Consider the following 21,413-nt stretch of genomic DNA (forward strand, 5'->3'; position numbering starts at 1 on the left):
TTTCTTTTTTAGTGAAATCCTTTAATACCTTGCAGGTTTTTAGCACGAGCATGAAAAAGATTGTTTTGCTGCGCCTGGGGCACCGCCCTGAGAGGGATAAAAGAATCACAACCCACGTGGGCTTAACTGCTCGGCTGCTCGGTGCAGAAGGTATGCTCCTTGCCTCGAATGATCCAGGAATAGTAGAAACTCTTGAGGATGTTGTCAGGCGCTGGGGCGGAGATTTCTATATTAAAAACAATGTCAATTATAAGCAGGAAATCAAGGAATGGAAAGCTGCCGGCGGAAAAGTTTGCCACCTGTCAATGTATGGAGTCAATTTGCCCGATGTCACGGACGAACTTAAAAACTGTGACAGGCTTATGATAGTCGTAGGAGCAGAAAAGGTACCTCCTGAAATCTACCAGCTTGCGGACTGGAATGTTGCAGTTGGAAGCCAGCCTCATTCCGAGGTTGCAGCAGTTGCAATCACCATGGACAGAATTGCAGATGACGAACCGCTTGAAAGGGAATTTCCAAATGCAGAGCTGACAATTGTGCCAGCAGAAAGAGGTAAACAGGTTATAGAAAACTTCAGGGGTTAAGTCTATTCCCTTTTAACTTTTCTTTATAGCCTGTGTCCTCTTTATCAGGATCTTTACCTTTGTCTCTAGTTTTTAATTTTCAGATTTCCATCTTATTATGTTTCATGCAGATTTCCATCTTCATTAAGAACCTTTAAGAGCTCAATGATCGAATACGAAGCCCGGGTGATTCCCATACTTCGTTTATCGGTATCTGTGCCAGCTATATAGAGATTCTGAATCGGAGTTCTGATATCTACAAACTTTCCATCTATTGAGACTGTAGCTTTTTCGGGAATTGTTATCTGCTCATGCTGCATATCAACACGTTTCTCGGCATTTGGAATAGCGTGGAAAATGGTGTCATAGGCTTTTTTAAGTTCATGCTTTTCACTATTATTCTCATTGAGAATGAAAGTAAAGCCTATAAGCTGTTTGTCTTTAGGAGCAAGTGATTGATCGTAATTGCTTATAGGAGATGCCCAGTAAGCAAGGTCCTTAAACCAAATCTCTGAGCCTGTATAATTAAATTCTGGAATCTTTTTTTCCATTCCAAGCCAGATAGTAAGGCTTTTGTTATGGACAATATCTTTTAGGTCTGCTACATACTCTGAAGGAAGATCCTTTATAAGCTTGGGAAGCTCTGTTGCAAATCCCGTGTAGATAACAATATCTGAGCTATAGATCTCATCAGCTTCTACACCTAATATCTTCCCGTCCTGTACTAAAATAGAGCTTACTTCACATTCTTTTTTGATCTCAACTGTTTCCGGAAGTGAGTAGAGGATAGCATTAAGCAGAGCCTTTAATCCTTTTCTGGGATAACCCTGTGAATCATTTACTTCATTTGTAGCAAGCCTTTCCAGAGATGTAAAAGGCTGCGTGATTTTTGTCATTCTGGCCTGAAGTGAAGCATGGAGATGATACGGGAGGACTGAGGCAAGAATAGACTCTGCAGACTGACGTTTTTTAGGCTCAAGCTTTCCTATCATGGCATTAAACTGCTCTTGAGTAACGCTATCTCTTACAAAACTACTACCATACAGAACGCGTTGAGCTGAAGTCTCTTTCATGGCTTTTCCAGAAAGAGACCTACACATTGTGTCCACAAAATCGTATGTATCTTCAGAAAGACTCTTTGGCATGAAATCGTATACCGATCTATTCGAAAGATCTATTCCGAATGAAGAAAGAGTAAAAGCTTTTGTAAGGGTCTGGGAAAGCAAAACTCTGTCCTTTCTAGGAAGCACATCAAAAGTAACGAAATCTTTGAGATTGGAAGGAACTTTGACAAAAGTATTTTCAGTTCGAATATAGTAGTACCCGTAGTCTTCAAATATAGGTAGATAATCAAAATAATTGTCCATCAATCTCTTCAGGGGTCCTTCAATCAGATGGGTTATCGCATGTACTCCTGTATCTACCTGATAGCCCTCTACCATGTAGCTATTGCAATTTCCTCCAATATGCTGCCTTTTCTCAAGAACAAGAACCTTTTTTCCGTGTTTGGAAAGTGTTAGAGCTACTAAAAGCCCGCTTATGCCCGCCCCGACAACAACTACGTCATACTTTTTCATTTTCAAAACAACCTCTATTTTTACGCCCTATATTTTCCCGTGAGGCTAATTTCTAGCCACTATAACCAATGTGATTGTTTTAATGTGATTGTTTTAGTGTGATTGTTTTAGTGTGACTGTTTTAATGTGACTGTTTTAGTTATTATTACTACTCATAACTTGCTGATAATTTTAGAATTTCTCTTCGAATTTTAACTTTATGGAGACTCTTTATTAACAAAAGTTTGCCTGGTCACAGGTGAAATCAACATAAATATCTGAGAATACTAAATATTGTTTCTATTTATTATTACTATTTGCTGAAAAAGTATTAAATGCATATTTTACCTTGAACGGAGTGTCTACAGATAGACCCGCTCCTTCTGCTAAAGCATGACCTGGTTTTTCCCGTTTTTCGTTCTGCCAGAAGAATAGGTGTTAACACATATAGGTGTTAGCACATAATAATTTTCGGAAAACTGTGTTAAAGTCTTGTAGAAAGACATAGGGAGCGGAAATATTTTTTGGTCGGATTTTTTCGCTTTTCCGAGCATTCTGTCTGGCTATTATTGTTTCCTTTTTCATTATTAGCTGAACCAAACCCATTCCTTGATTAACTCTGTGAACTCAAGTTATAACTTTTTGACGTCCTCATACGCTCCGAAAAGCAATAAAAGTACATAAATTAAAATAGTAACAGAAAGTAAAGGTTTATGGCTCTTATGTATTCAGCTCATGAAATATCTCTCATAGTTGGAGGTCTGATTTTTCTTATATTCCTCCTACTGTTTTTGAATCTGTATAAAAACAGTCTTATTTCATATTCTCTCAGGCTTTGCAGCTGGATCTGCGGGATGGCGATCAGTTCGGATAGTCCCTGGGTCAAAATGCTTGTGCTTCATCTCGTATTTTTCATTCGACTTCTCATGTATCTTGCTATTGTTTCCCTCGAGCAGGTTGATAAGTTAACTGCCAGAGGACTTTTGAAGCATTATATTTCAGGTACCAGAACTGTCCTTTCTGAGTATATACTCTCTTTCCTTCACTCTCCGAAAGCGATTGAGAGGCATATTCACAGCCTTGAGGGTGAACCTGTAAACCGGAAAGATCAATATTTGAGAAAGAACTCTTTAAGAAGTAGTCTATTCAGGAAGTAGTCTATTTAAGAAATATTCTCTTTAAGAAGTAGTTTTTTTAAGAAAACAAACTCTCCAAATCAGTTTTTTCCTCTTAAAGTTTATTTGCTTTCTTTTTTAACTTCTTCTTGTTATAAGTCTCACCTTAGCTTTATTTTGCGGGGTCGCTATAGGCTGTTTTTTTGTCTATCTGGCTTGTTTCTCGATTTCTCAAACTATTTATGAACATCATTTCTTTCTGTCCGGGTATTTTCATAATATCTACCTAATAATAACATATACAGGAGGATTCCGGTCCATTTTTTGGAATTTCAAGTTATCAGTTAGATTTAATTATCATTTCCAGGTAAACAGAAAACGCTATACGTTTTATATAGCTGGAGAGTATATTTTGTTCGAATGATTTAAGGCGCAATGACCGTTGTACAGTGAAGCTTGAGGTAGCGAGTTCCTTTATTTCCAAAATTTGGAGAGTATCACATTGAACATTACATTAATCGGCATGGCAGGAGCGGGAAAAAGTACTATAGGGAGATCACTTGCTAAGCACCTTGGATATACTTTTATCGATGTGGATCACCTGATAAGGGAAAAACAGGAATGCCCCTCCAGACTCTGATCGATAAAGAGGGAGATCTGGCTTTTATCAGGTTTGAAGAAGAAGCCATTCTAAGGCTCGAGCAGGTGGATAGGAGCGTTATTCCTCCTGGTGGGAGTGTGATTTATTCCGAAAAAGCCATGACTCACTTAAAAACAATCTCAAAAATATTCTTTCCACTGCATTCAGAAACATTGCCAAAAGGCTTCCCAACGCAAGAAAAAGGGGCATAGTAGGACTCAGGAATAGGAGCCTGAAAGAACTTTTTGAAGAAAGAATGGTTCTATATCAGAAATATGCCGATTTTTCAATAAAGCTCAACGGAAAAGAAAATATTCAAGAAATCACTGAAAAGATCATTGAACTCTGTTTTGAGGAGAATACCTGAGACTATGACTCAGACTGGTTTATTAAGGTTTTCAGTTGTGTTTTAACATAGTTACTCTTTCTAAGTTAGGGTTTTTAGATCGATATGTTATTTAATTTCCGAAAGAAATTTAATTTTCCATAGAGATTTAATTTTCTATAGAGTCTACACTTTAAGAATGGTTTTCTGTAGGGTCATTTTCATCTAGGAACAGTTCTCTTTAAGAACAATCGGCTTCGTAGATGGTTTACTTTAAAGACAGTTTGCTTCAAAGCAGTTAAGAAACTGCTTTACCAGATACATGGTTTACCCCATTAATAGCCTGTTAGAACGGTTTATTTAAAACAATAGTTCACTTTATTAGCAATCAGGTCTTCAATCTGAGCAAAATTCCTCAGTTTATACAAAATTTCTCAGTTTATACAAATTTTTCAGTTTATAATATTTGAGCATCGGCCTGCAGGAAAAAAGGTCCGAGCAGCAGGAGACATAAAATGGCATCAAGTCGTTTCATAATTACGGTTATAGGCAGCGACCGGGTAGGAATTGTTGCCAGAATCACTAGTGTGATGGCAAGTTTCAATGTAAACATTGTCGATATCACTCAGACTATCATGCAGGGTATTTTTACCATGATTATGCTTGCAGAAGCTCCACAGGAGAATTTCGACCTTGCGGCTTTCCAGGAGGCTATGAGTGTAGAGGGACAGAGCCTTGGAGTCGAGGTCAAAGTACAGCATGAGGACGCATTTCGTTTCATGCACAGGATCTGATCTGGAGACGATCTGAAGTGGTCTGGAAAATTAATCTGTCTGAAACGAGAGGTAACCTTTCATGTATATAAATCCAAACGAAATCCTGGAAACAATTCAGATGGTCAGGATGGAACATCTCGACATCAGAACCGTAACAATGGGTATTAGTCTGAGGGACTGCAGTCACCCTGATATTGAAGTTTTCAATGAGAATATTTATGAAAAGATAACCACCCGTGCAAAAGAACTTGTTCGTACGACGAATGAAATCCAGAGCCTCTACGGAATTCCGATAATCAATAAGCGGATATCAGTAACTCCAATAGCCGTAGCAGCCGAAAGTTGCAGGTCTCCGGATTTTGTTTCCATAGCAAAAACAATGGATGAAGCTGCGAAAGATTCACAGGTAGACTTTATAGGAGGTTTCAGTGCCCTTGTTCACAAAGGTGCAACTATAGGGGACCTGAAGCTTATCAATTCCATTCCTGAAGCTCTTGAAAGCACAGAAAAAGTTTGCTCATCGGTAAATGTTGCCACTACAAAAACCGGGATTAACATGGACGCAGTTGGCTTGATGGGAGGCATAATTAAAAAAACTGCGGATTTGACTGCGGATAGGGATGGGATAGGCTGTGCCAAGCTTGTGACCTTTGCAAATGCCCCTGAAGACAATCCTTTTATGGCAGGAGCCTTTCACGGAATCGGTGAACCTGAATGCGTTATCAACGTTGGGGTAAGTGGGCCTGGCGTTGTGAATGCTGCAATCTGTGAGCTTGAAAACCCCAATCTTACGGAAATTTCGGAGACCATCAAAAAGACAGCATTTAAAATAACTCGCATGGGCGAAATGGTGGGCCGAGAAGTTTCACGAAGGCTTGGAGTCGAATTCGGAATTCTTGATCTTTCCCTGGCTCCGACGCCTGTAATCGGTGATAGTGTTGCTGCGATTCTTGAGGCAATGGGGCTTGAGCGTTGCGGGGCTCACGGGACTACTGCAGCCCTTGCTCTCCTGAACGATGCTGTAAAAAAAGGAGGGGCAATGGCTTCTTCCTCAGTAGGAGGCCTGAGTGGGGCTTTTATCCCTGTCAGTGAGGACGCAGGCATGATTGAAGCTGTCAGGGCAGGAGCCCTCAGCCTGGAAAAGCTTGAAGCTATGACCAGCGTCTGCTCGGTTGGCCTTGATATGATTGCAGTTCCTGGTGATACTCCTGCTTCCACCCTTTCGGCTATTATCGCTGACGAGATGGCCATAGGAGTGATAAATAGAAAAACAACAGCAGTCAGAATTATTCCTGCGCCTGGAAAAGAGGTTGGAGATTCCGTAGAATTTGGCGGCCTGCTTGGAAATGCCCCTATTATGCCAGTAAGCAATTTCAGTTCCGAGACTTTTGTAAAACGAGGAGGAAGAATCCCGGCTCCTATCCAGTCACTTACAAACTAAGTACTGAACTAACAAGGATTGAAATCAGGATTGAAATCAGGATTGAAATAAAAACTGAAATAGCAAAGTGAAATAACAAATTGAAAACAAACCGAGATAACGAACCATATGAAGAATCTGAGTATTATCCTAAAAACAATCAGCTACCCTTCATATTCTAATGTTTTCAGGAAGATTGATACTTTTTCTGGATGATGGACTGAGCCGGTAAACCCGGCAACTTATTTTTATTTTCCGGAAATGAGTTAAGCTACCATAATTTTTTCAACATAAGATTACTGATTTCTGTTATGGAATAACATTTTCCAATTTCTATCATGAAATTATATTTTCCAATTTCTATCATGAAATTATATTTTACAGGCAATTTTTAATTGTTTAAGCTTATAATTTTTCGTTTGGAAATAATATTTGCTTGAAAGCAATTTTTTGTATAATTAATTTAAAATAATTTACGTTACTCGTATATTTTGGAGTAAGGGGACAAATTGGGGTATAATTGACTAAATGAACATCCTGAGGACGCTGATCCTTCTCTTCGAATGAACATGTTTGGGGGAGCATGATGTTTTCGAAGAGGCTGTATTGGGGGATGCGGTAAATGGATTCAGCGCCTCTGGACTTCTTCTCTGGATTTCTTATTATTCTTTTGATCTGTTGTTCTTTTGATGAAGGTCTTTCAATGAAAATCCTTAGTTTTTCATTAGATGGAGATTCCCTATATCACTAACGTATTCCCAAAATACCAATAAGATTCGTTGTAACATTTAGATTCAATCGAGATCCGGTTACTGTTAAGATTTGTGTGCAATTAACCTGTTGTCAACTAGTTGTTGCAGACCAGGAGGTTGAGACATTCGATGAATAGTGCTACTGCAAAGTTTTTAGAAAATACGAGAGAATTCAAGAATTCAGGGTGCAAAACTCCGAGCTCCAATTCCGAACTCCGCTTGAAAGCTGGTCTCTGGAACTTAAGGAGGCATGGTAATGAGTAGAACTGCACCGAAAACTTATATTACATCCGGGCACAGCGCCTGTCCGGGCTGCTGTGACGTTTTTGCTGCAAAGTTTACACTCATGGGAGCAGGTCCTGACAGCATTGTTGTCAATCCGACTGGCTGCCTGGAAGTCACAAGTACACCTTTTCCGCTGTCTTCATGGCAGGTTCCGTGGATCCACTCTCTCTTTGAAAACGGAGCTGCAGTGGCCTCAGGTATTGAAGCTGGCTTAAAAGCCCTTGGCAAAAAGAAAGATACCAAAATCATAGTTCTTGCAGGCGACGGTGCTACGATGGACATAGGCTTCGGGGCTATTTCAGGTGCGTTTGAGCGGGGTCATGACTTTACATATGTCTGTATGGACAATGAAGCCTATATGAACACTGGAGTCCAGCGTAGCAGTGGAACACCCTATGGTGCTAGCACCACAACGACCCCAGCAGGCAAATTTTCCTTTGGAAACCCCCTTCTTAAAAAGAATATGCCTGCTATCATGGCAGCCCATGGCTCTCCTTATGTGGCCACAACTTCCATAGGTTTTTCAAGAGACATGATGCGAAAGGTCAAGAAGGCAACTGAAACCATGGGCCCTACCTATATCCATGCCCATGCTCCCTGTACAACAGGCTGGGGCTTTGATACCTCAAAGACCCTGGAAATCGCCAAACTCGCAGTTGAAACCTGCCTCTGGCCTATGTACGAGATGGAAAACGGGGAAATTACCCAGGTCAGGAAAGTTAAAGATCCCAGGCCTGTCGAAGAATATCTTAGAATCCAGAAAAGGTTCAAACACCTCTTCACCATGGAAGGCGGTGAGGAAGAAATCAAGAAGATTCAGGCCATGGCTGACTGGAACATAAAACACTTCGGGCTTCAGTGAAAAATGAATTTCCGGCAGCCTGAACTTTTATATCGAATCTACCCATAGTGCTCTCATCGTTTCCCTTATTGCTTCTATCTTTTTTATGTTAGCTTCATCGTTTATTATATCAAGCTCATTAAAGGATTCAAGGGCTACCTTAGCTGCAATTGAGGCATCGTTCAGATACCTGTTTCCTGCATTGCTCACAATGATCTGGAGAGCAGAGATTGCCTGGATAACTGCGTTTTCCATGTTTTCTTCTTCAGCGTTTCTCCCAACTTCTTCAATAGAGTTTGTGATACTCCTTACCGTATTCTGGAGGTTTTCCTGCATAGCTACGGCTGCCATTTCCTGAAGCATAAGTTCTACTCCCACTGCAGCCTTCTCAAGGTTTTTCTGAGCCGTAAGTTTTCCGACGTCTCCAAGGCACGAGATACATATTGCCGTATTTTCCGAAAGATCCGGAAACTTCATCCTGGTAACAGCTTTTCCGATTTCTCCAAGCCCGATTATAACTGCCATGGTTTCTCTCTCCCTGTTAAGGAGAGCTGCCGTATTTCCGCTTTTTCCGAGCACTGAAGCTGCAAGCTTTGCTACCATTTCCATCTGTTGTTCTGCAGCCGTTTTTCCTATAGCTCCAAACGAAAGTAGCACTCGGATAGCTATGTCCTGCATATTCTGCTCTATGGAGCCCTGCAGTAGTTTTTCAAGGGCGCGGATAGCACTGACTGCGGCATTCGCCATGCCCTGGAGAGTAGCAGCTTTTCCGATTTCCTTTATGGAAACTACCGTTTTTTCAGCTTCCGATTCCTTTCTTTCGTTTAGATAATATGTGCCAATTTCAGTCAGGAAATTAATGGCCTTGCTAACTCCTTCGTCAAATCCCTCATTAATCGAATTAAACCCAAGGCTTACCATTTTGTCTTCTTCCTTTGAAAACATGGCATAAGACTCCTTTCAGCGAGTATTTCTTTTCATAAAAAACTCAGACTAGAGATTGAGTACACCTTTTTCTCAAAGTTTTTTTCCCTTGTCAATATCTGTCCCACTTATTTTTCTTACTTATTTCTCAGATACCTTACTTATTTCTCAGATACCTTACTTATTTCTCAGATACCTTACTTATTTCTCAGATACCTTACTTATTTCTCAGATACCTTACTTATTTCTCAGATACCTTACTTATTTCTCAGATACCTTACTTATTTCTCAGATACTCTTATACTCTTGATTTATGGTTTACCGGCTCTGAATATTTCAGGTAATCTGTAAACATTCAGGCGAATTAATAAGTCATTAGACTGATAAACTCGTTAGGGAAGATGTTATTTCTCCTTATTAGGTATCCGCCAATTCTCATTACCTTCATTATAAGACATGTGTTAAGAAGGCGATTTATCTGATGCAGGAAAGGAAAATTGAGTTTCAGCAATCCAGGTTTCAGTCAGAAAATAACTCATTCAGGTGTGAGCTGATAAGCTTTAATGAAGTCTTGAAGCTTTCCAAAATTCTTGCACGAAAAATTAAAGCTTCTGGTTATATACCTGACCTGATTGTTGCCGTAGGGAGAGGAGGTTATGTGCCCGGAAGGCTGGTTTCCGACTTTTTGCTCTTCAGTGACCTTACCTCAATGAAGATCGAGCATTACACACGAGCTGCAGACACGCTGGAAGAGACAAGAATAAAATTTCCTATTCCTGAGAATATATCAGGAAAAAAAATTTTAATTATTGATGATGTAACCGACACCGGTGAGACACTCAAGCTTGCAGCGGACTACGTCCTGAGTCTGAATACGACAGATGTCAGGACTGCAGTCCTCCAGCATAAGACCTGCTCGGCTTTCACACCTGACTTTTATGCTCAGAAGATTCTCAAATGGCGCTGGATAATTTATCCCTGGGCCAGGTATGAGGATCTGGCAGGTTTTGCAGAAAAGATTCTCCAGAACAGGCCTCTTGATCTCCCTCAAATTATAGCCGAGTTTAAACATAGGTATGAGCTGGATCTCAAGGAATTCGAACTTCTCGAAATTCTGGGCGATCTAACGGAAAGGGGTGAGCTTGAAAGCATAGAACAGAATCAAAGAAAGCTATGGAGTATCAAGCAGTAGGTACTTCAGGAAAAGGGTTCTAACCAAAAGATAAGATCGATAGAATTAACGGATTGATAGAATCAATGGTTTTAGAGTTAACGGATTGATAGAATCAATGGTTTTAGAGTTAACGGATTGATAGAATCAATGGTTCTAGGGGTAACGGATTGATAGAATTAATAGATTAATAGAATTAATAGATTGATAGAATTAACAGATTAATAGAATTAATAGATTGATAGAATTAACGGATCATCTATAGAACAAAAAAGATGAAAAGGGAAAAGGTTAGCTTCATCTCCCATCTAAAGGACAGGATGTTGCGACCTTTTACACTCCTAAAGTAATAATATTATAAAATTCTCTATTTTTGAGGGTATAATGAATATATCTCATTTATAACTTCAAAATTCCCAGATCAAGGCTCAGAGATACCACTACTGCAACAATTGAAAGTACTGAGATGATCAGGTAATTTGCACGTTCTTTTGATATCGAAAGACTGCACAGCAAATATTCCAGTCCTTCAAGGTCTTTATCCGTAAGTTTCTGCTGTCTCTTTATTTTTTCCAGCAGGTCCAGGTTTTTGACAACGCCAAACCTTCTCTTCGCAATATGGTATCTGTGTGTGAAGAACCATAGATAACCTACTACTCCGATATACCAGATTGCTTTTCCCCAGAAAATGCTGTAGTGGTCAGCTATAATTATACTTCTTAACAGGATAGCGGAAATCAACCCTACATAAAAGTATAAATTGATTACAGGCATCCCGTATCTATGGGGGATTTCAAATGTTGGAGTTTCAGATTTAAACTCGGTCATAGTTCTTCTACCTGATTTCTAGAGTTGTTTAATAATAATTGTAAATTAAGAAAAAGGGGATGCAGTTTAAAGAGCATCTCCATTTTGTTCTCCAGTTCTTATTCTGACTACAGTTTCAACGGGAATGACGAAGATCTTACCGTCTCCAATTTCTCCGGTATACGCTGCACTCTGAATAATTTTCATAATTTCTTCAATTTTATCCTCAGGGGCCGCAATCTCTATTTTGGTTTTGGGAAGAAGATCCACACAATATTTCTTACCTCTCCATTGCTGCACGATTCCTTTCTGCTGTCCACGTCCTTTGACATCAGTTACTGTCAGGCTAGGATATCCGGCTTCTTCAAGGGCATCTTTTACCTCATTCAGTTTATGGGGTTTTATTATTGCTTCTATTTTATACATTTTAGTCATGTTAGTCCTCCCTCATAAGGTACTCGGGATATGCTCTAATTCCGTGCTCAGAGATATCGAGGCCTTCGATTTCTTCTTCTTCAGATACTCTAAGCCCTATTACGGCATCGAGGATTTTAAAGATTATATAAGAGAGTCCAAAGCCCCAGACCATGGTTACAAGTACTGATACAAGCTGGATAAGGAGTAAGCTGATTCCTCCGCCATAGAAGAGTCCAGGGACTTGAGCAGCATATGAGGCGTCTGCAAGAATCCCGTTTCCAATTCCTATGGAAAAGAGCCCGACAGAGATCAGTCCCCAGCTTCCACAGTATCCGTGCACTGCAATTGCACCTACAGGGTCGTCCAGTTTTAGTTTATTTTCGTTAAACATGACACCTGCGTAAATTATTATCCCGGCAACAAGACCAATCGCCAGGGCTGCCCAGTTTGATATCGATCCACAGGGAGCGGTGACTGCTACAAGCCCGCCGAGAAGCCCGTTTGCAGTGAGGGAGGGGTCCGGTTTTCCGGTCTTTATCCAGGTAATAACCATGACCGTAAGAGCTCCTGCAGCCCCTGCAAGGAAGGTATTGACTACTACCAGGTTCATATAAGGATCATTGGCATTGAGGGTGCTTCCTCCATTGAATCCCAGCCATCCGAGAGCCAGGATAAGAGTCCCCAGGAAAGTAATAGTCAGGTTATGACCTGGAATAGGTACGGGTTTTCCGTCTTTAAATCTTCCTATCCTTGCGCCCACAAGAAGCACACCCGCAAGGGCAGAATATCCTCCTATTGAGTGTACGACCCCGGAACCGGCAAAGTCATGGCTCGCCACTCCGATTGCTTTTACTATTGGGCTATCGGCGCCACTTAAGAGAGCCATATCCGCTCCACTCCAGACCCAGTGGCCGTATATAGGGTAAATTACGGCTACCATCATGACACAGTAGACAAGATAAGCCTTAAAATTGGTTCTCTCAGCCATTGCCCCTGAAACTATAGTAGCACCAGTAGCCGCGAAAACCATCTGGAAGAACCACGAGTTCCAGATTGCGTTATCCGCACCTGCCAGGAAGAACTGATTGGTTCCTATTATGCCTGCGACATCAGCTCCGTACATTATGCCCCAACCAACGGCCCAGTAGACGAGAATGCCCAGGACAACAGTCATAAAGTTTTTCATCAGAATATTGGCGGTATTTTTACTTCTCGTAAGTCCAGTTTCCACGAGTGAGAAACCTGCATGCATAAAGAATACCAGTCCACTTGCAAGTAACAACCACATAAACGTTAGTGTAGTCTTTACTTCTTCGATCGCTGCTGCATTTTCATCAGCCGTTACCGCAAAAGCTGGTGAAACCAGTGCTATAAGTAAAACAAAAGTAACTATCGGTAGTCTATTTAATTTTTCCATCTTTTTCAACATATTTGCCTCCTTTTCACCAGAAGTAGGTAACCGGTTGACTACTTGATGATATATATACTTTTCCATCTTGCGTGATATGTATTACAATGTAAACAGAAAAATAATTAAAAAGTAATCTGCTACACATGTCCAGAAATAAGTAAAAACCGTAATCCCTCATGAAAACTAATTCTTTGAATTTGTAGGAAAACTCTCCAAGTTAGCTACAAAAAGCTGAAACATACAAACTCAAACTGCAGGCATCTGTGCAAGCCTTATAGATTGGGCATGCTGATATGATTCCTGTTCTTTTTCTCAAAAACAACCAAATTTTTTTATTAGGTCTCTTTAGTATGAAGATGAAATTCCAGTTTGGATATGTTTTAATAATTATTAAATATTTATAAAATTCAAGTAAAACATTTAGAATGAAAAAATATTATGAAAGAAATAAAAAAGCATGTGAGGTTTTGTTTCACTTTCGACATAAAGGAAGAAAGATAGTAGAAAAAAAGGAAAGAAGATCAAAAATAATAGAGAAAAGAAAAAAGAAAAAATATAATAAAAAAAGAAAAATGATGATAGAAAAAAAAAGATAATAGAAAAAAGAAAAAAGATAATAGAAAAAAGAAAAAAGAAAAAAGAAAAAAGATAATAGAAAAAAGAAAAAAGATAATAGGAAAAAAGTAAAAGAAAAAGAATTAGAAATTTTAAATGTTTATGGGGCTTTACATGACTGTCTCAGTGACCAGTTCCCTATCTCCTTTTGAAAAGACTCTGGACACCCTGACTTTCCAGTTTCCGTTTGAATTCTCTTTGTCAGCCTGAATCAGGTTATAACACTGCGTGGTTTTTCCCCTGGTTTTGGAAGAACAGAATGTGCCTGCATTTACCACAAGCATGTTATTGAGGTTCCAGACCCAGGGAATGTGGCAGTGCCCGCAGAGGACAAGATTAACTTTGCAGCGGTTTAGAAGTTCCAGGACATCGCCTGCGTCCACAAGGACAGTATTTTCCCTTCCTGCCAGAGGTATAGGAACAAGGTGGTGGTGCATGGCAAAAACCTTGAAATTTTCCCCTGAAAAGGCTTCTTTAATCCAGCCATAGTTTTCCCTGCCCAGATGACCTTCATCGAGATCGGGTTGTGACGAATCGGCCCCTACAACCGTAACATCCTCAAAATTCCGCGAAAAATACCGGTCTGTAAAGAGATCTTCAAAATGCACATATCCTGCATTTTTCGAGTCATGGTTACCCGGGACAAGAATTTTATTCTTGCATTCAATCCTGTCAATAAACCCTTTTACTCCATCATATTCTGCTGAAAACCCATTCTCAGTCAGGTCACCTGTAATCACTACAAGGTTTGGTTCCAGTCGGTTTATACTGTCAACCATAGACTCTGCAATCTCCGGAATAAAGTACGCATCTGAATAATGGATATCTGAAAGGTGTACAATCTGTATAATTTCTTCTTCCTCTCATTTTCTTAATTTTGTAACATACATTGAATCTCTTATATTCAGAGCACAGGATTTCTGTACCATTATATATAGGTATCTCTCAAATCTACATATTCGAGAATATCTAATTATAATTCATTAAAAAAGGAGATTTTCATCCTAAAACCTTATTTGTGTAGTATAAATATGTACCTGATTAATGTTCATGAACAATATCTATAAAAATCACATACCTAAATTACCCGATATGCACACACCTCATTTCAGCCCATCTTCTACCAGTAGGCGAGCGCGCGGCGGCAGGTTCCATATCATCATGTTGTCATAAAAATACCAAAATAAGTCGGGCAGAAAGACTAGAACTTTTAAAATTAGGTAGCTTGTAAAAGCATTGAGCTGCAACTTTTGATCACGTAGGATAGAGTTAGGGGATAAGTTTTTAAAGCTCAAATGCTGCCACGAATTTTAGTTCAAACCTTTTCACAAAAGATTTGCGTTAGACCAGTTAATTAAGCAAATAATCTCTCCGGAGCGAGTTAAGAATATAGCCTTTCTTGCCCCTAAATTAGCTTTCTAGGTTTATCTCAGTTTCTCTAGCCCATAATTCAGCCCCTTGAGCGAACTCGTGAGCGAAAAGGGCCCCGTCCTCCCGAGACAGGACTTGGGTTTCAGTGTTTTTCATTATGCTTCAGCCCTCTTGAGCGAACTACGTGAGCGAAAAGGGCCCCGTCCTCCCGAGACAGGACTTAGGTTTCAGTGTTTTTCATTATGCTTCAGCCCTCTTGAGCGAACTACGTGAGCGAAAAGGGCCCCGTCCTCCCGAGACAGGACTTAGGTTTCAGTGTTTTTCATTATGCTTCAGCCCTCTTGAGCGAACTACGTGAGCGAAAAGGGCCCCGTCCTCCCGAGACAGGACTTAGGTTTCAGTGTTTTTCATTATGCTTCAGCCCTCTTGAGCGAACTACGTGAGCGAAAAGGGCCCCGTCCTCCCGAGACGGGACTCGGGCAACAAATAAATTAATAATGAGTTATGACTATTCACCTACGTTTCAGCTTCATCCTTATATTTTTCATTTATTACCCCAAATCAAGGTGAATTTATGTCATTAGCAAAACTTAGAACACATTATACAGCCGATGTCAAGCCTGAAAATGTTGACAACGGTCAGAAAATTACTCTGGCAGGCTGGGTCCATGAGGTAAGAGACCTCGGAGGGATCTGTTTTGTAGTGCTTCGAGACCGCGAAGGAAAGGCTCAGGTTACTCTTGTAAAGAAAAAGATCGATAAAGAGCTATTTGATGCTGCAAGAAGGCTTATACGCGAGTCAGTAATTTCAGTAACCGGCACCGTTAAATTCGAAGAGAAAGCTCCAAACGGATACGAGTTGCTTCCTGAGGAGATTACTGTCCTGAATGTTGCAAATTCTCCATTGCCAATGGATACTACAGGCAAGGTAGAAGCTGAACTGGATACCAGATTGGACTCACGGTTTATCGACCTCAGGCGGGCCGAAACTACTGCGGTTTTTAAGATAAGGCATCAGGCTCTGCAGGCTATCAGGGAATACTTTGTTGAAAACGGATTTATCGAAACTGCAACCCCCAAGGTCGTAGCAACTGCAACCGAGGGAGGAACTGCACTGTTCCCGATTACATACTTTGACAGGGAAGCTTTTTTGAACCAGAGTCCTCAACTCTTCAAGCAAATCCTTATGAGCGGCGGTTTTGATAGGGTTTTTGAAATAGGTCCTATTTTCAGGGCCGAAGAGCACGACACTCGCAGACATTTGAATGAAGCTACTTCTATCGATGTTGAGGTAAGCTTTGCAGACCACTTCGATGTAATGGAGATTCTCGAAAACCTTGCGGCTTACGTCTACACGCAGGTTATTGAGAAATGCCAGCCTTCTCTTGAAACACTTGGAATTGAGCTCAAAGTCCCGAAAACTCCTTTCCTTAAGCTCACCTATGACGAAGTAATCGAGATCATAAACGCCCGCTCGGAAGAGAAAATGCATTGGGGAGACGATCTGGGTACATCCGGAGAGCATATCGTGGGCAATTACGTCTACGAGACCACAGGGGAATCTCACTATTTCATTATTGACTGGCCGACTGAAATTAAACCTTTCTATGCCATGCCTTACGAGGACAGGCCGGAGTTCAGTAAGTCATTTGATATGATGCACCGTACAATGGAACTCTCATCAGGAGCTCAGCGTATCCACATTCCGGACTTGCTTAAGAGCAGGATAGAATCACAGGGCCTCAATCCTGAGGGCTTTGAGTTCTACCTTAAAGCTTTTGAATATGGCATGCCTCCACATGCAGGCTGGGGCATGGGTTGCGAACGCTTTATCATGACCATGCTCGGAACCGAAAATATCAGGGACACCGTACTCTTCCCCAGGGACAGGAGAAGACTTTCTCCCTGAAATCCCTTCTTTTTGGAGTTTAAACGGTTTCAGCTTAAACACTTCAAGTTTAGTCTCCAGCTTAAGAATTTCATAATTTTTCCAGTACCTTTCATAATTTTTAGAGTATTCGAACCGGAGGGAACATAGCATGACAGAAAGAAACATATCTGCCGATTCCCCGGAAAAACGTGCAGCTGGTATCGCTGCATCCCGGATGGTTGAATCGGGAATGGTTGTAGGGCTTGGGACGGGCTCAACAGTAGCATATACGATAAAAGAACTCGGCAGGCGAGTGAGGGAAGAGGGACTTGAAATCCTTGGTGTTGTTACCTCATATCAGTCCGAAATGCTTGCCATAGAAGCCGGCATCCCTCTGGCTAACCTTGCCCAGCATCCGAAACTGGACATCGCCATTGACGGAGCAGACCAGATCGATTCGAAGCTATACGCAATTAAAGGTGGGGGAGCTGCCCATACCCGAGAAAAAATCGTATCGGCATCTGCAAGACATTTTCTGGTCGTCGCTGACGAATCAAAAACGAGCATTCAGCTTAATAAGGCCGTACCTGTAGAAGTTCTCCCCTTTGCAAAAACTCTTGTGATTAAAAAGATAAAAGAGCTGGGAGGAAAGCCCGAATTAAGGCTTGGTCTGAGAAAAGACGGGCCTGTGATAACTGATAATGGAAATTTCGTACTTGATGTAAATTTAGGCGTAATAAACGACCCTGAAGGTCTGGCCCTTAAACTATCTTCAATTCCGGGAGTTGTTGAGCATGGAATATTTTCTAATGTGGACGAACTCTATATCGGGAAGAAAGACGGATCAGTAGAGATAGTAAGGAAGTAAAAATAATCAGGAAATATGAATGTTTCACCTTCCGGAATCGGAATATACCCGGTATGTTTTTATAGAAGTATTATCAGTTATTTTCTGATCAAATACTCTTCATACAAGGCAACTGATTAAATCATATTTTCAGACTGATCTCGGGCTAAGAGTGACTATAGCCAGGATAACTTCAAATTATCAAGTAAAAAGCTTCGACACATATACTTCATTTTAAGGAGGTTTTGGTTAAGATGGAAAAAGGTGGCCAGCCAATTATAATAGTAGATCCTAGAAAAGAGCAGACAAAGGGAAAAGAAGCACTCAGCATGAACATTGCGGCTGCAAAGGCAGTGGCCAGCATAGTCAAGAGCACACTCGGTCCTAGAGGAATGGATAAGATGCTTGTCAATCCTCTCGGGGACATTACAATCACAAACGATGGTGCAACCATTTTACACGATATGTCCATCGAGCACCCTGCAGCCAAGATGGTGGCCGAAGTTGCAGAGTCACTTGAAAGTTCGGCAGGTGACGGGACTACAAGTGCTGTAGTATTTACAGGCAGCCTGCTGGAAAAGGCAGAAAGCCTTATTGAGAGTGGAGTTCACCCGACAGTTATTGTTAAGGGATACAGGCTTGCAGCCGAGAAGGCTGTTGAGATTCTCGAGAACCTGGCAGTTTCGACTGTCGAGAATGAAAAGGTGAAGCTTGTAGAAGTTGCCAAAACCTCTATTACAGGTAAAGCTTCAGACAGGTACAACCGTTTGATTGCGGAGCTCTGTGTGGATGCCGCACTCGCAATTCGTGAAAGAGGAATCGTTGACCTTAAAAACATTATTCTTTCAAAAGATATCGGCGGCAAGATCGAAGATACCGAGTTTGTCGAAGGCATTGTTATAGACAAAGTCGCCCTTGACAAGGAATTCCCTCTCAGAATTGAGAACCCAGCGATCGCTCTGATCGATACCCCTATGGAGATTGCCAAGACCACAAACAAAGCAAAACTTCAGATAAATGAATATGGCGATCTTGAGGATTTTGTAAAGCAGGAAGAAGCAGCCTTATTCGAAATGGCAGACTATGTCATCAGGGCAGGGGCAAACGCGGTTTTCTGTTCCAAAGGAATGGATGACAAGGTCGCAGCCTATCTGCAAAACCGGGGAATTTATGCAACCCGCAGGGTTAAGAATGAGGATATGCAGCACCTTGTAGATGCCACAGGCGGCAGGCCTATCCGCAATATCAAAGAACTGACCCGGAAAGAACTCGGGCATGCCGGGCTCCTTGAACAGGACCGTGACGGTGACCAGGGTAAGACCTATCTCAGGGACTGCAAGGGTGCAAAATCCGTATCTATTGTCATTAGGGGCGGTACCGAACACATAGTCGACAATCTTGAGCGCGCAATTGACGATGCTCTCAGAGTAATAAAATGCACCATTGAAGACGGCAGGATAGTTGCGGGCGGTGGAGCTTCCGAAGTCGAAGTCGCACTTGAGCTTCGTACATATTCCGCTAGCGTAGGCGGTCGTGAACAGATGGCAATCAGGGCTTTTGCAGATGCCCTTGAAGAAATCCCGAAGACAATTGCCAGAAACGCAGGCCTGGACACTATCAACACAATGGTGAACCTCAGGGCAAAGCATGCTGAAAACAAAAACGCAGGCCTGAACATCAATACCGGTGCTGCCGAAGACATGCTCGAAAAAGGCATTGTTGACCCTCTCAGGGTTAAGGTCAACTCTATCAAATCCGGTTCCGAAGCCGCAGTGATGGTGCTCCGTGTGGATGATATGCTCCGCGCCCAGCGTACTGACATGCAGAATGTCAAACCCGAGCATATGGCAAGCACTTATGACGGAATGGCAGCTCCTGGACTTAACATGCGCAGGTAAGTCAAGTTTTCGAATTAATATCACGATAAGCACAGAGATTTCTGTGCTTGTGTTTATTTTAATCAATATTTTTTCAGTTTTTTGCGCAATCAGCATCATTTTTATGAACTTCTCTCGTGACAATCTTTAGTATGTTTGAACTACCGGCTGTTAGCAGATTGAAAAGTTATATTTTTCCGTAAAACCGCTGATAATCTTCCATTGCCCTTTTCGCCTGAACAGGAAACTCTTTTTTCATATATTCTATGAATTCATCCAGTGATTGGATTTCCTTAATGATTTCAAGCATACAGGCGGCAAATTTTCTTGATTCCAAACTTCCTTTTAGGAGTTCAAAAGAGAGGCAGAGAGATTCTTTAGGAAAATACTTCCTTCTAATCCAGGGAGAAACCGAACCAAGGAGCACTCCTTCTTTCAGAATACTGTAAGCAGGCACTCCTATGAGTTCTAACCTGTTCTTTCCTGCCAGTTTTTCAAGGTTTTTGCTGGAATAGGAATGAATCTCAACGTAAATTTCGGGCTTTAACTCTTCAATCGCCCTGACAATCTTTTTTCCGATACCAGAATAGTAGTCCGGGTTCAGGGTTGAAATGTACTTTCCGCAGTCTACAAGTGGGATCAGGGCCAGGGTGCCGGTTTTTGGAGGTTTGATTCTCTTCAGAAGTCCGGTCGTATCTTTCCATTCATCTCCATGGAGACCTGCAACAAAGAGACGAACCGGTCTTCCGTGACCGTAAATTCTCATCCCGAAATCCGGGTAAGAACCTGATCGCGTATCTACGCTTTCGTGATAGTCGGAAAAGGAATCCTCGGAATTTTCTTTTTCTTTTGAGTTCCCTTTTCCTTTAGAGTTCTCCATTGACTCAAAATTCTCTGTTGTTTCGGAATTCTCTATTGCTTCAGAATTCTCTATTGCTTCAGAATTCTCTGTTGTTTTAGAATTCTCTATTCTGTCAGTATTCATATGTTTCGAGGCCTCAGAAATCCTTTTCTTCTGGCTGGTCTTCTTTGAATGTCTCTTCCTCTTCAGGAAGGAGTTTTCTTGCAACCACATAAATTTCCTGTTTTTTGGGATTGATGACCTGCTGAATTTCAAGTCCAAGGTTCTCGATTTTACTCAAGATCGGTTTTGGGTTCTTCTTTTTTGGGATTTTGATAACCTGAAGCAGCTTTCCCCCGGTTTTCAGTAGAGGGAGGATTCTCGACAGAGCCTTGATTGAGTCCTCAGGTTCCAGGGTCATGTCCGAAAGAATAACATCTACAGGCTCTTCCGAGAGCGAATTCAGAGGTACGGTGAAGACGTCTCCGAATATTACCTCAACATTTTCCTTTTCGTATGCGATTTTTCCAAGTTCGCTCCTGAAGTCCTTGCTGAATTCCACGCCTTTCACATGGCCTGCAATTTCCGAGGCAAAAAGAAGAAAGCCACCTGCGCTGGAACCAAGGTCAAGCACTTTATCTCCAGGCTTAAGAATTTCGCTTTCCTCCTGAATAAGCTTGAGTTTGAAATAGCCCTGAGGCTGGTCCAGACCCTCAGTAACCTCAATTATATCATCAGTAGATACGTCTCTGGAGGCCTTTGTCACTGCCGTGCCGTTAACCTTAACATTTCCGGCAAGGATAGCTGTCTTAGCTCGCCCCCTTGACTTGAAATGGCCCATATCTACAAGGTATGCATCCAGTCTCATGGGGCATTGTATCGTCAGAGCCTGTATATATAGGTAGCAAGTCAGGGTTCTATTGAAGAAAAGACTGAGTAAAGATTGCTGTGAAAAGACTGAGTAAAGATTGCTGTGAAAAGACTGAGTA

Annotated in this window: 18 protein-coding genes and 1 pseudogene; 11 read left to right on the forward strand and 8 right to left on the reverse strand. The window is 41.4% G+C overall.

The features are described from left to right. Positions 1 to 50: 50 nt before the first annotated feature. Positions 51 to 584, forward strand: coding sequence for a tRNA (cytidine(56)-2'-O)-methyltransferase (locus MSBR3_RS01065; RefSeq protein WP_048105838.1), 534 nt, complete (start codon positions 51 to 53; stop codon positions 582 to 584). Positions 585 to 679: 95 nt separating this feature from the next. Here MSBR3_RS01065 and MSBR3_RS01070 read toward each other — a convergent pair whose 3' ends face one another. Further along, positions 680 to 2,140 carry a protoporphyrinogen/coproporphyrinogen oxidase gene (locus tag MSBR3_RS01070; RefSeq protein WP_048105839.1) on the reverse strand — a complete coding sequence of 487 codons (1,461 nt, stop codon included), beginning with the start codon at positions 2,138 to 2,140 and terminating at the stop codon, positions 680 to 682. Between the two features lie 770 nt (positions 2,141 to 2,910). Here MSBR3_RS01070 and MSBR3_RS01075 point away from each other — a divergent pair. The 5 genes and pseudogenes from MSBR3_RS01075 (at position 2,911) to MSBR3_RS01095 (ending at position 8,294) form a co-directional block, all read left to right on the forward strand. Beyond that, the gene (locus MSBR3_RS01075; protein WP_230627655.1) at positions 2,911 to 3,276 is read left to right on the forward strand and encodes a hypothetical protein; all 366 of its coding nucleotides are present in this window, start codon (positions 2,911 to 2,913) and stop codon (positions 3,274 to 3,276) included. Between the two features lie 481 nt (positions 3,277 to 3,757). After that, a pseudogene (locus MSBR3_RS01080) lies at positions 3,758 to 4,086 on the forward strand (shikimate kinase). Positions 4,087 to 4,714: 628 nt separating this feature from the next. Continuing rightward, complete coding sequence (locus tag MSBR3_RS01085) at positions 4,715 to 4,993, forward strand: ACT domain-containing protein (protein WP_048105840.1); 279 nt, start codon at positions 4,715 to 4,717, stop codon at positions 4,991 to 4,993. Positions 4,994 to 5,054: 61 nt separating this feature from the next. Further along, the gene (locus MSBR3_RS01090) at positions 5,055 to 6,416 is read left to right on the forward strand and encodes a PFL family protein (RefSeq protein WP_048105841.1); all 1,362 of its coding nucleotides are present in this window, start codon (positions 5,055 to 5,057) and stop codon (positions 6,414 to 6,416) included. A gap of 987 nt (positions 6,417 to 7,403) precedes the next feature. Beyond that, a complete protein-coding gene (locus MSBR3_RS01095; RefSeq protein WP_048105843.1) occupies positions 7,404 to 8,294 on the forward strand; it encodes a thiamine pyrophosphate-dependent enzyme in 891 nt (296 codons plus the stop codon). A gap of 27 nt (positions 8,295 to 8,321) precedes the next feature. On the opposite strand, the gene MSBR3_RS01100 is transcribed toward MSBR3_RS01095, so the two are convergent. Beyond that, on the reverse strand, positions 8,322 to 9,218 hold the full coding sequence (locus MSBR3_RS01100) for a hypothetical protein (RefSeq protein WP_048105845.1): 897 nt from the start codon (positions 9,216 to 9,218) through the stop codon (positions 8,322 to 8,324). 460 nt (positions 9,219 to 9,678) lie between these two features. Between MSBR3_RS01100 and MSBR3_RS01105 the strand changes: the two genes are divergently transcribed. Then, complete coding sequence (locus MSBR3_RS01105) at positions 9,679 to 10,389, forward strand: phosphoribosyltransferase (protein ID WP_230627658.1); 711 nt, start codon at positions 9,679 to 9,681, stop codon at positions 10,387 to 10,389. Positions 10,390 to 10,767: 378 nt separating this feature from the next. On the opposite strand, the gene MSBR3_RS01110 is transcribed toward MSBR3_RS01105, so the two are convergent. The 3 genes from MSBR3_RS01110 to MSBR3_RS01120 all read right to left on the reverse strand — a co-directional run bounded on the left by MSBR3_RS01110 (position 10,768) and on the right by MSBR3_RS01120 (position 13,021). Beyond that, entirely contained in the window at positions 10,768 to 11,196 is a 429-nt protein-coding gene (locus MSBR3_RS01110; protein WP_048105847.1) for a hypothetical protein, read from the reverse strand. A gap of 66 nt (positions 11,197 to 11,262) precedes the next feature. Next, a complete protein-coding gene (locus MSBR3_RS01115; RefSeq protein ID WP_048105849.1) occupies positions 11,263 to 11,610 on the reverse strand; it encodes a P-II family nitrogen regulator in 348 nt (115 codons plus the stop codon). Between the two features lies 1 nt (position 11,611). Beyond that, entirely contained in the window at positions 11,612 to 13,021 is a 1,410-nt protein-coding gene (locus tag MSBR3_RS01120; RefSeq protein ID WP_048105851.1) for an ammonium transporter, read from the reverse strand. Between the two features lie 407 nt (positions 13,022 to 13,428). On the opposite strand from MSBR3_RS01120, the gene MSBR3_RS19780 reads away from it, so the two are divergent. Next, a complete protein-coding gene (locus tag MSBR3_RS19780) occupies positions 13,429 to 13,599 on the forward strand; it encodes a hypothetical protein (RefSeq protein ID WP_155396632.1) in 171 nt (56 codons plus the stop codon). A gap of 129 nt (positions 13,600 to 13,728) precedes the next feature. Here MSBR3_RS19780 and MSBR3_RS01125 read toward each other — a convergent pair whose 3' ends face one another. Next, complete coding sequence (locus MSBR3_RS01125; protein ID WP_080942162.1) at positions 13,729 to 14,466, reverse strand: metallophosphoesterase family protein; 738 nt, start codon at positions 14,464 to 14,466, stop codon at positions 13,729 to 13,731. A gap of 1,097 nt (positions 14,467 to 15,563) precedes the next feature. Here MSBR3_RS01125 and aspS point away from each other — a divergent pair. The 3 genes from aspS (at position 15,564) to thsA (ending at position 19,604) form a co-directional block, all read left to right on the forward strand. Further along, positions 15,564 to 16,898 carry an aspartate--tRNA(Asn) ligase gene (gene aspS, locus MSBR3_RS01130; protein ID WP_048105855.1) on the forward strand — a complete coding sequence of 445 codons (1,335 nt, stop codon included), beginning with the start codon at positions 15,564 to 15,566 and terminating at the stop codon, positions 16,896 to 16,898. 130 nt (positions 16,899 to 17,028) lie between these two features. Further along, positions 17,029 to 17,727: a ribose 5-phosphate isomerase A gene (gene rpiA / locus MSBR3_RS01135; RefSeq protein WP_048105857.1), complete on the forward strand. Its 699-nt coding sequence runs from the start codon at positions 17,029 to 17,031 to the stop codon at positions 17,725 to 17,727. A 233-nt stretch (positions 17,728 to 17,960) separates the two neighbouring features. Beyond that, positions 17,961 to 19,604, forward strand: a complete 1,644-nt coding sequence (gene thsA, locus MSBR3_RS01140) for a thermosome subunit alpha (RefSeq protein WP_048105859.1) — start codon at positions 17,961 to 17,963, stop codon at positions 19,602 to 19,604. Positions 19,605 to 19,770: 166 nt separating this feature from the next. Here thsA and MSBR3_RS01145 read toward each other — a convergent pair whose 3' ends face one another. Then, positions 19,771 to 20,568 carry a DUF2119 domain-containing protein gene (locus MSBR3_RS01145; RefSeq protein WP_329956822.1) on the reverse strand — a complete coding sequence of 266 codons (798 nt, stop codon included), beginning with the start codon at positions 20,566 to 20,568 and terminating at the stop codon, positions 19,771 to 19,773. Between the two features lie 13 nt (positions 20,569 to 20,581). After that, a complete protein-coding gene (locus MSBR3_RS01150) occupies positions 20,582 to 21,292 on the reverse strand; it encodes a S4 domain-containing protein (RefSeq protein ID WP_048105861.1) in 711 nt (236 codons plus the stop codon). Between the last annotated feature and the right edge of the window lie 121 nt (positions 21,293 to 21,413).

It is taken from the genome of Methanosarcina barkeri 3 (assembly GCF_000970305.1).
Taxonomy (GTDB): domain Archaea; phylum Halobacteriota; class Methanosarcinia; order Methanosarcinales; family Methanosarcinaceae; genus Methanosarcina; species Methanosarcina barkeri_A.

Excerpts from the sequence above, each read along its gene's own strand:
- MSBR3_RS01065 (WP_048105838.1), top strand. The coding sequence starts at position 51 with ATGAAAAAGATTGTTTTGCTGCGCCTGGGGCACCGCCCTGAGAGGGAT.
- MSBR3_RS01070 (WP_048105839.1), bottom strand. The coding sequence starts at position 2,140 with ATGAAAAAGTATGACGTAGTTGTTGTCGGGGCGGGCATAAGCGGGCTT.
- MSBR3_RS01085 (WP_048105840.1), top strand. The coding sequence starts at position 4,715 with ATGGCATCAAGTCGTTTCATAATTACGGTTATAGGCAGCGACCGGGTA.
- MSBR3_RS01090 (WP_048105841.1), top strand. The coding sequence starts at position 5,055 with ATGTATATAAATCCAAACGAAATCCTGGAAACAATTCAGATGGTCAGG.
- MSBR3_RS01095 (WP_048105843.1), top strand. The coding sequence starts at position 7,404 with ATGAGTAGAACTGCACCGAAAACTTATATTACATCCGGGCACAGCGCC.
- MSBR3_RS01100 (WP_048105845.1), bottom strand. The coding sequence starts at position 9,218 with ATGTTTTCAAAGGAAGAAGACAAAATGGTAAGCCTTGGGTTTAATTCG.
- MSBR3_RS01105 (WP_230627658.1), top strand. The coding sequence starts at position 9,679 with ATGCAGGAAAGGAAAATTGAGTTTCAGCAATCCAGGTTTCAGTCAGAA.
- MSBR3_RS01110 (WP_048105847.1), bottom strand. The coding sequence starts at position 11,196 with ATGACCGAGTTTAAATCTGAAACTCCAACATTTGAAATCCCCCATAGA.
- MSBR3_RS01115 (WP_048105849.1), bottom strand. The coding sequence starts at position 11,610 with ATGACTAAAATGTATAAAATAGAAGCAATAATAAAACCCCATAAACTG.
- MSBR3_RS01120 (WP_048105851.1), bottom strand. The coding sequence starts at position 13,021 with ATGTTGAAAAAGATGGAAAAATTAAATAGACTACCGATAGTTACTTTT.
- MSBR3_RS19780 (WP_155396632.1), top strand. The coding sequence starts at position 13,429 with ATGAAAAAATATTATGAAAGAAATAAAAAAGCATGTGAGGTTTTGTTT.
- aspS (WP_048105855.1), top strand. The coding sequence starts at position 15,564 with ATGTCATTAGCAAAACTTAGAACACATTATACAGCCGATGTCAAGCCT.
- rpiA (WP_048105857.1), top strand. The coding sequence starts at position 17,029 with ATGACAGAAAGAAACATATCTGCCGATTCCCCGGAAAAACGTGCAGCT.
- thsA (WP_048105859.1), top strand. The coding sequence starts at position 17,961 with ATGGAAAAAGGTGGCCAGCCAATTATAATAGTAGATCCTAGAAAAGAG.
- MSBR3_RS01145 (WP_329956822.1), bottom strand. The coding sequence starts at position 20,568 with ATGAATACTGACAGAATAGAGAATTCTAAAACAACAGAGAATTCTGAA.
- MSBR3_RS01150 (WP_048105861.1), bottom strand. The coding sequence starts at position 21,292 with ATGAGACTGGATGCATACCTTGTAGATATGGGCCATTTCAAGTCAAGG.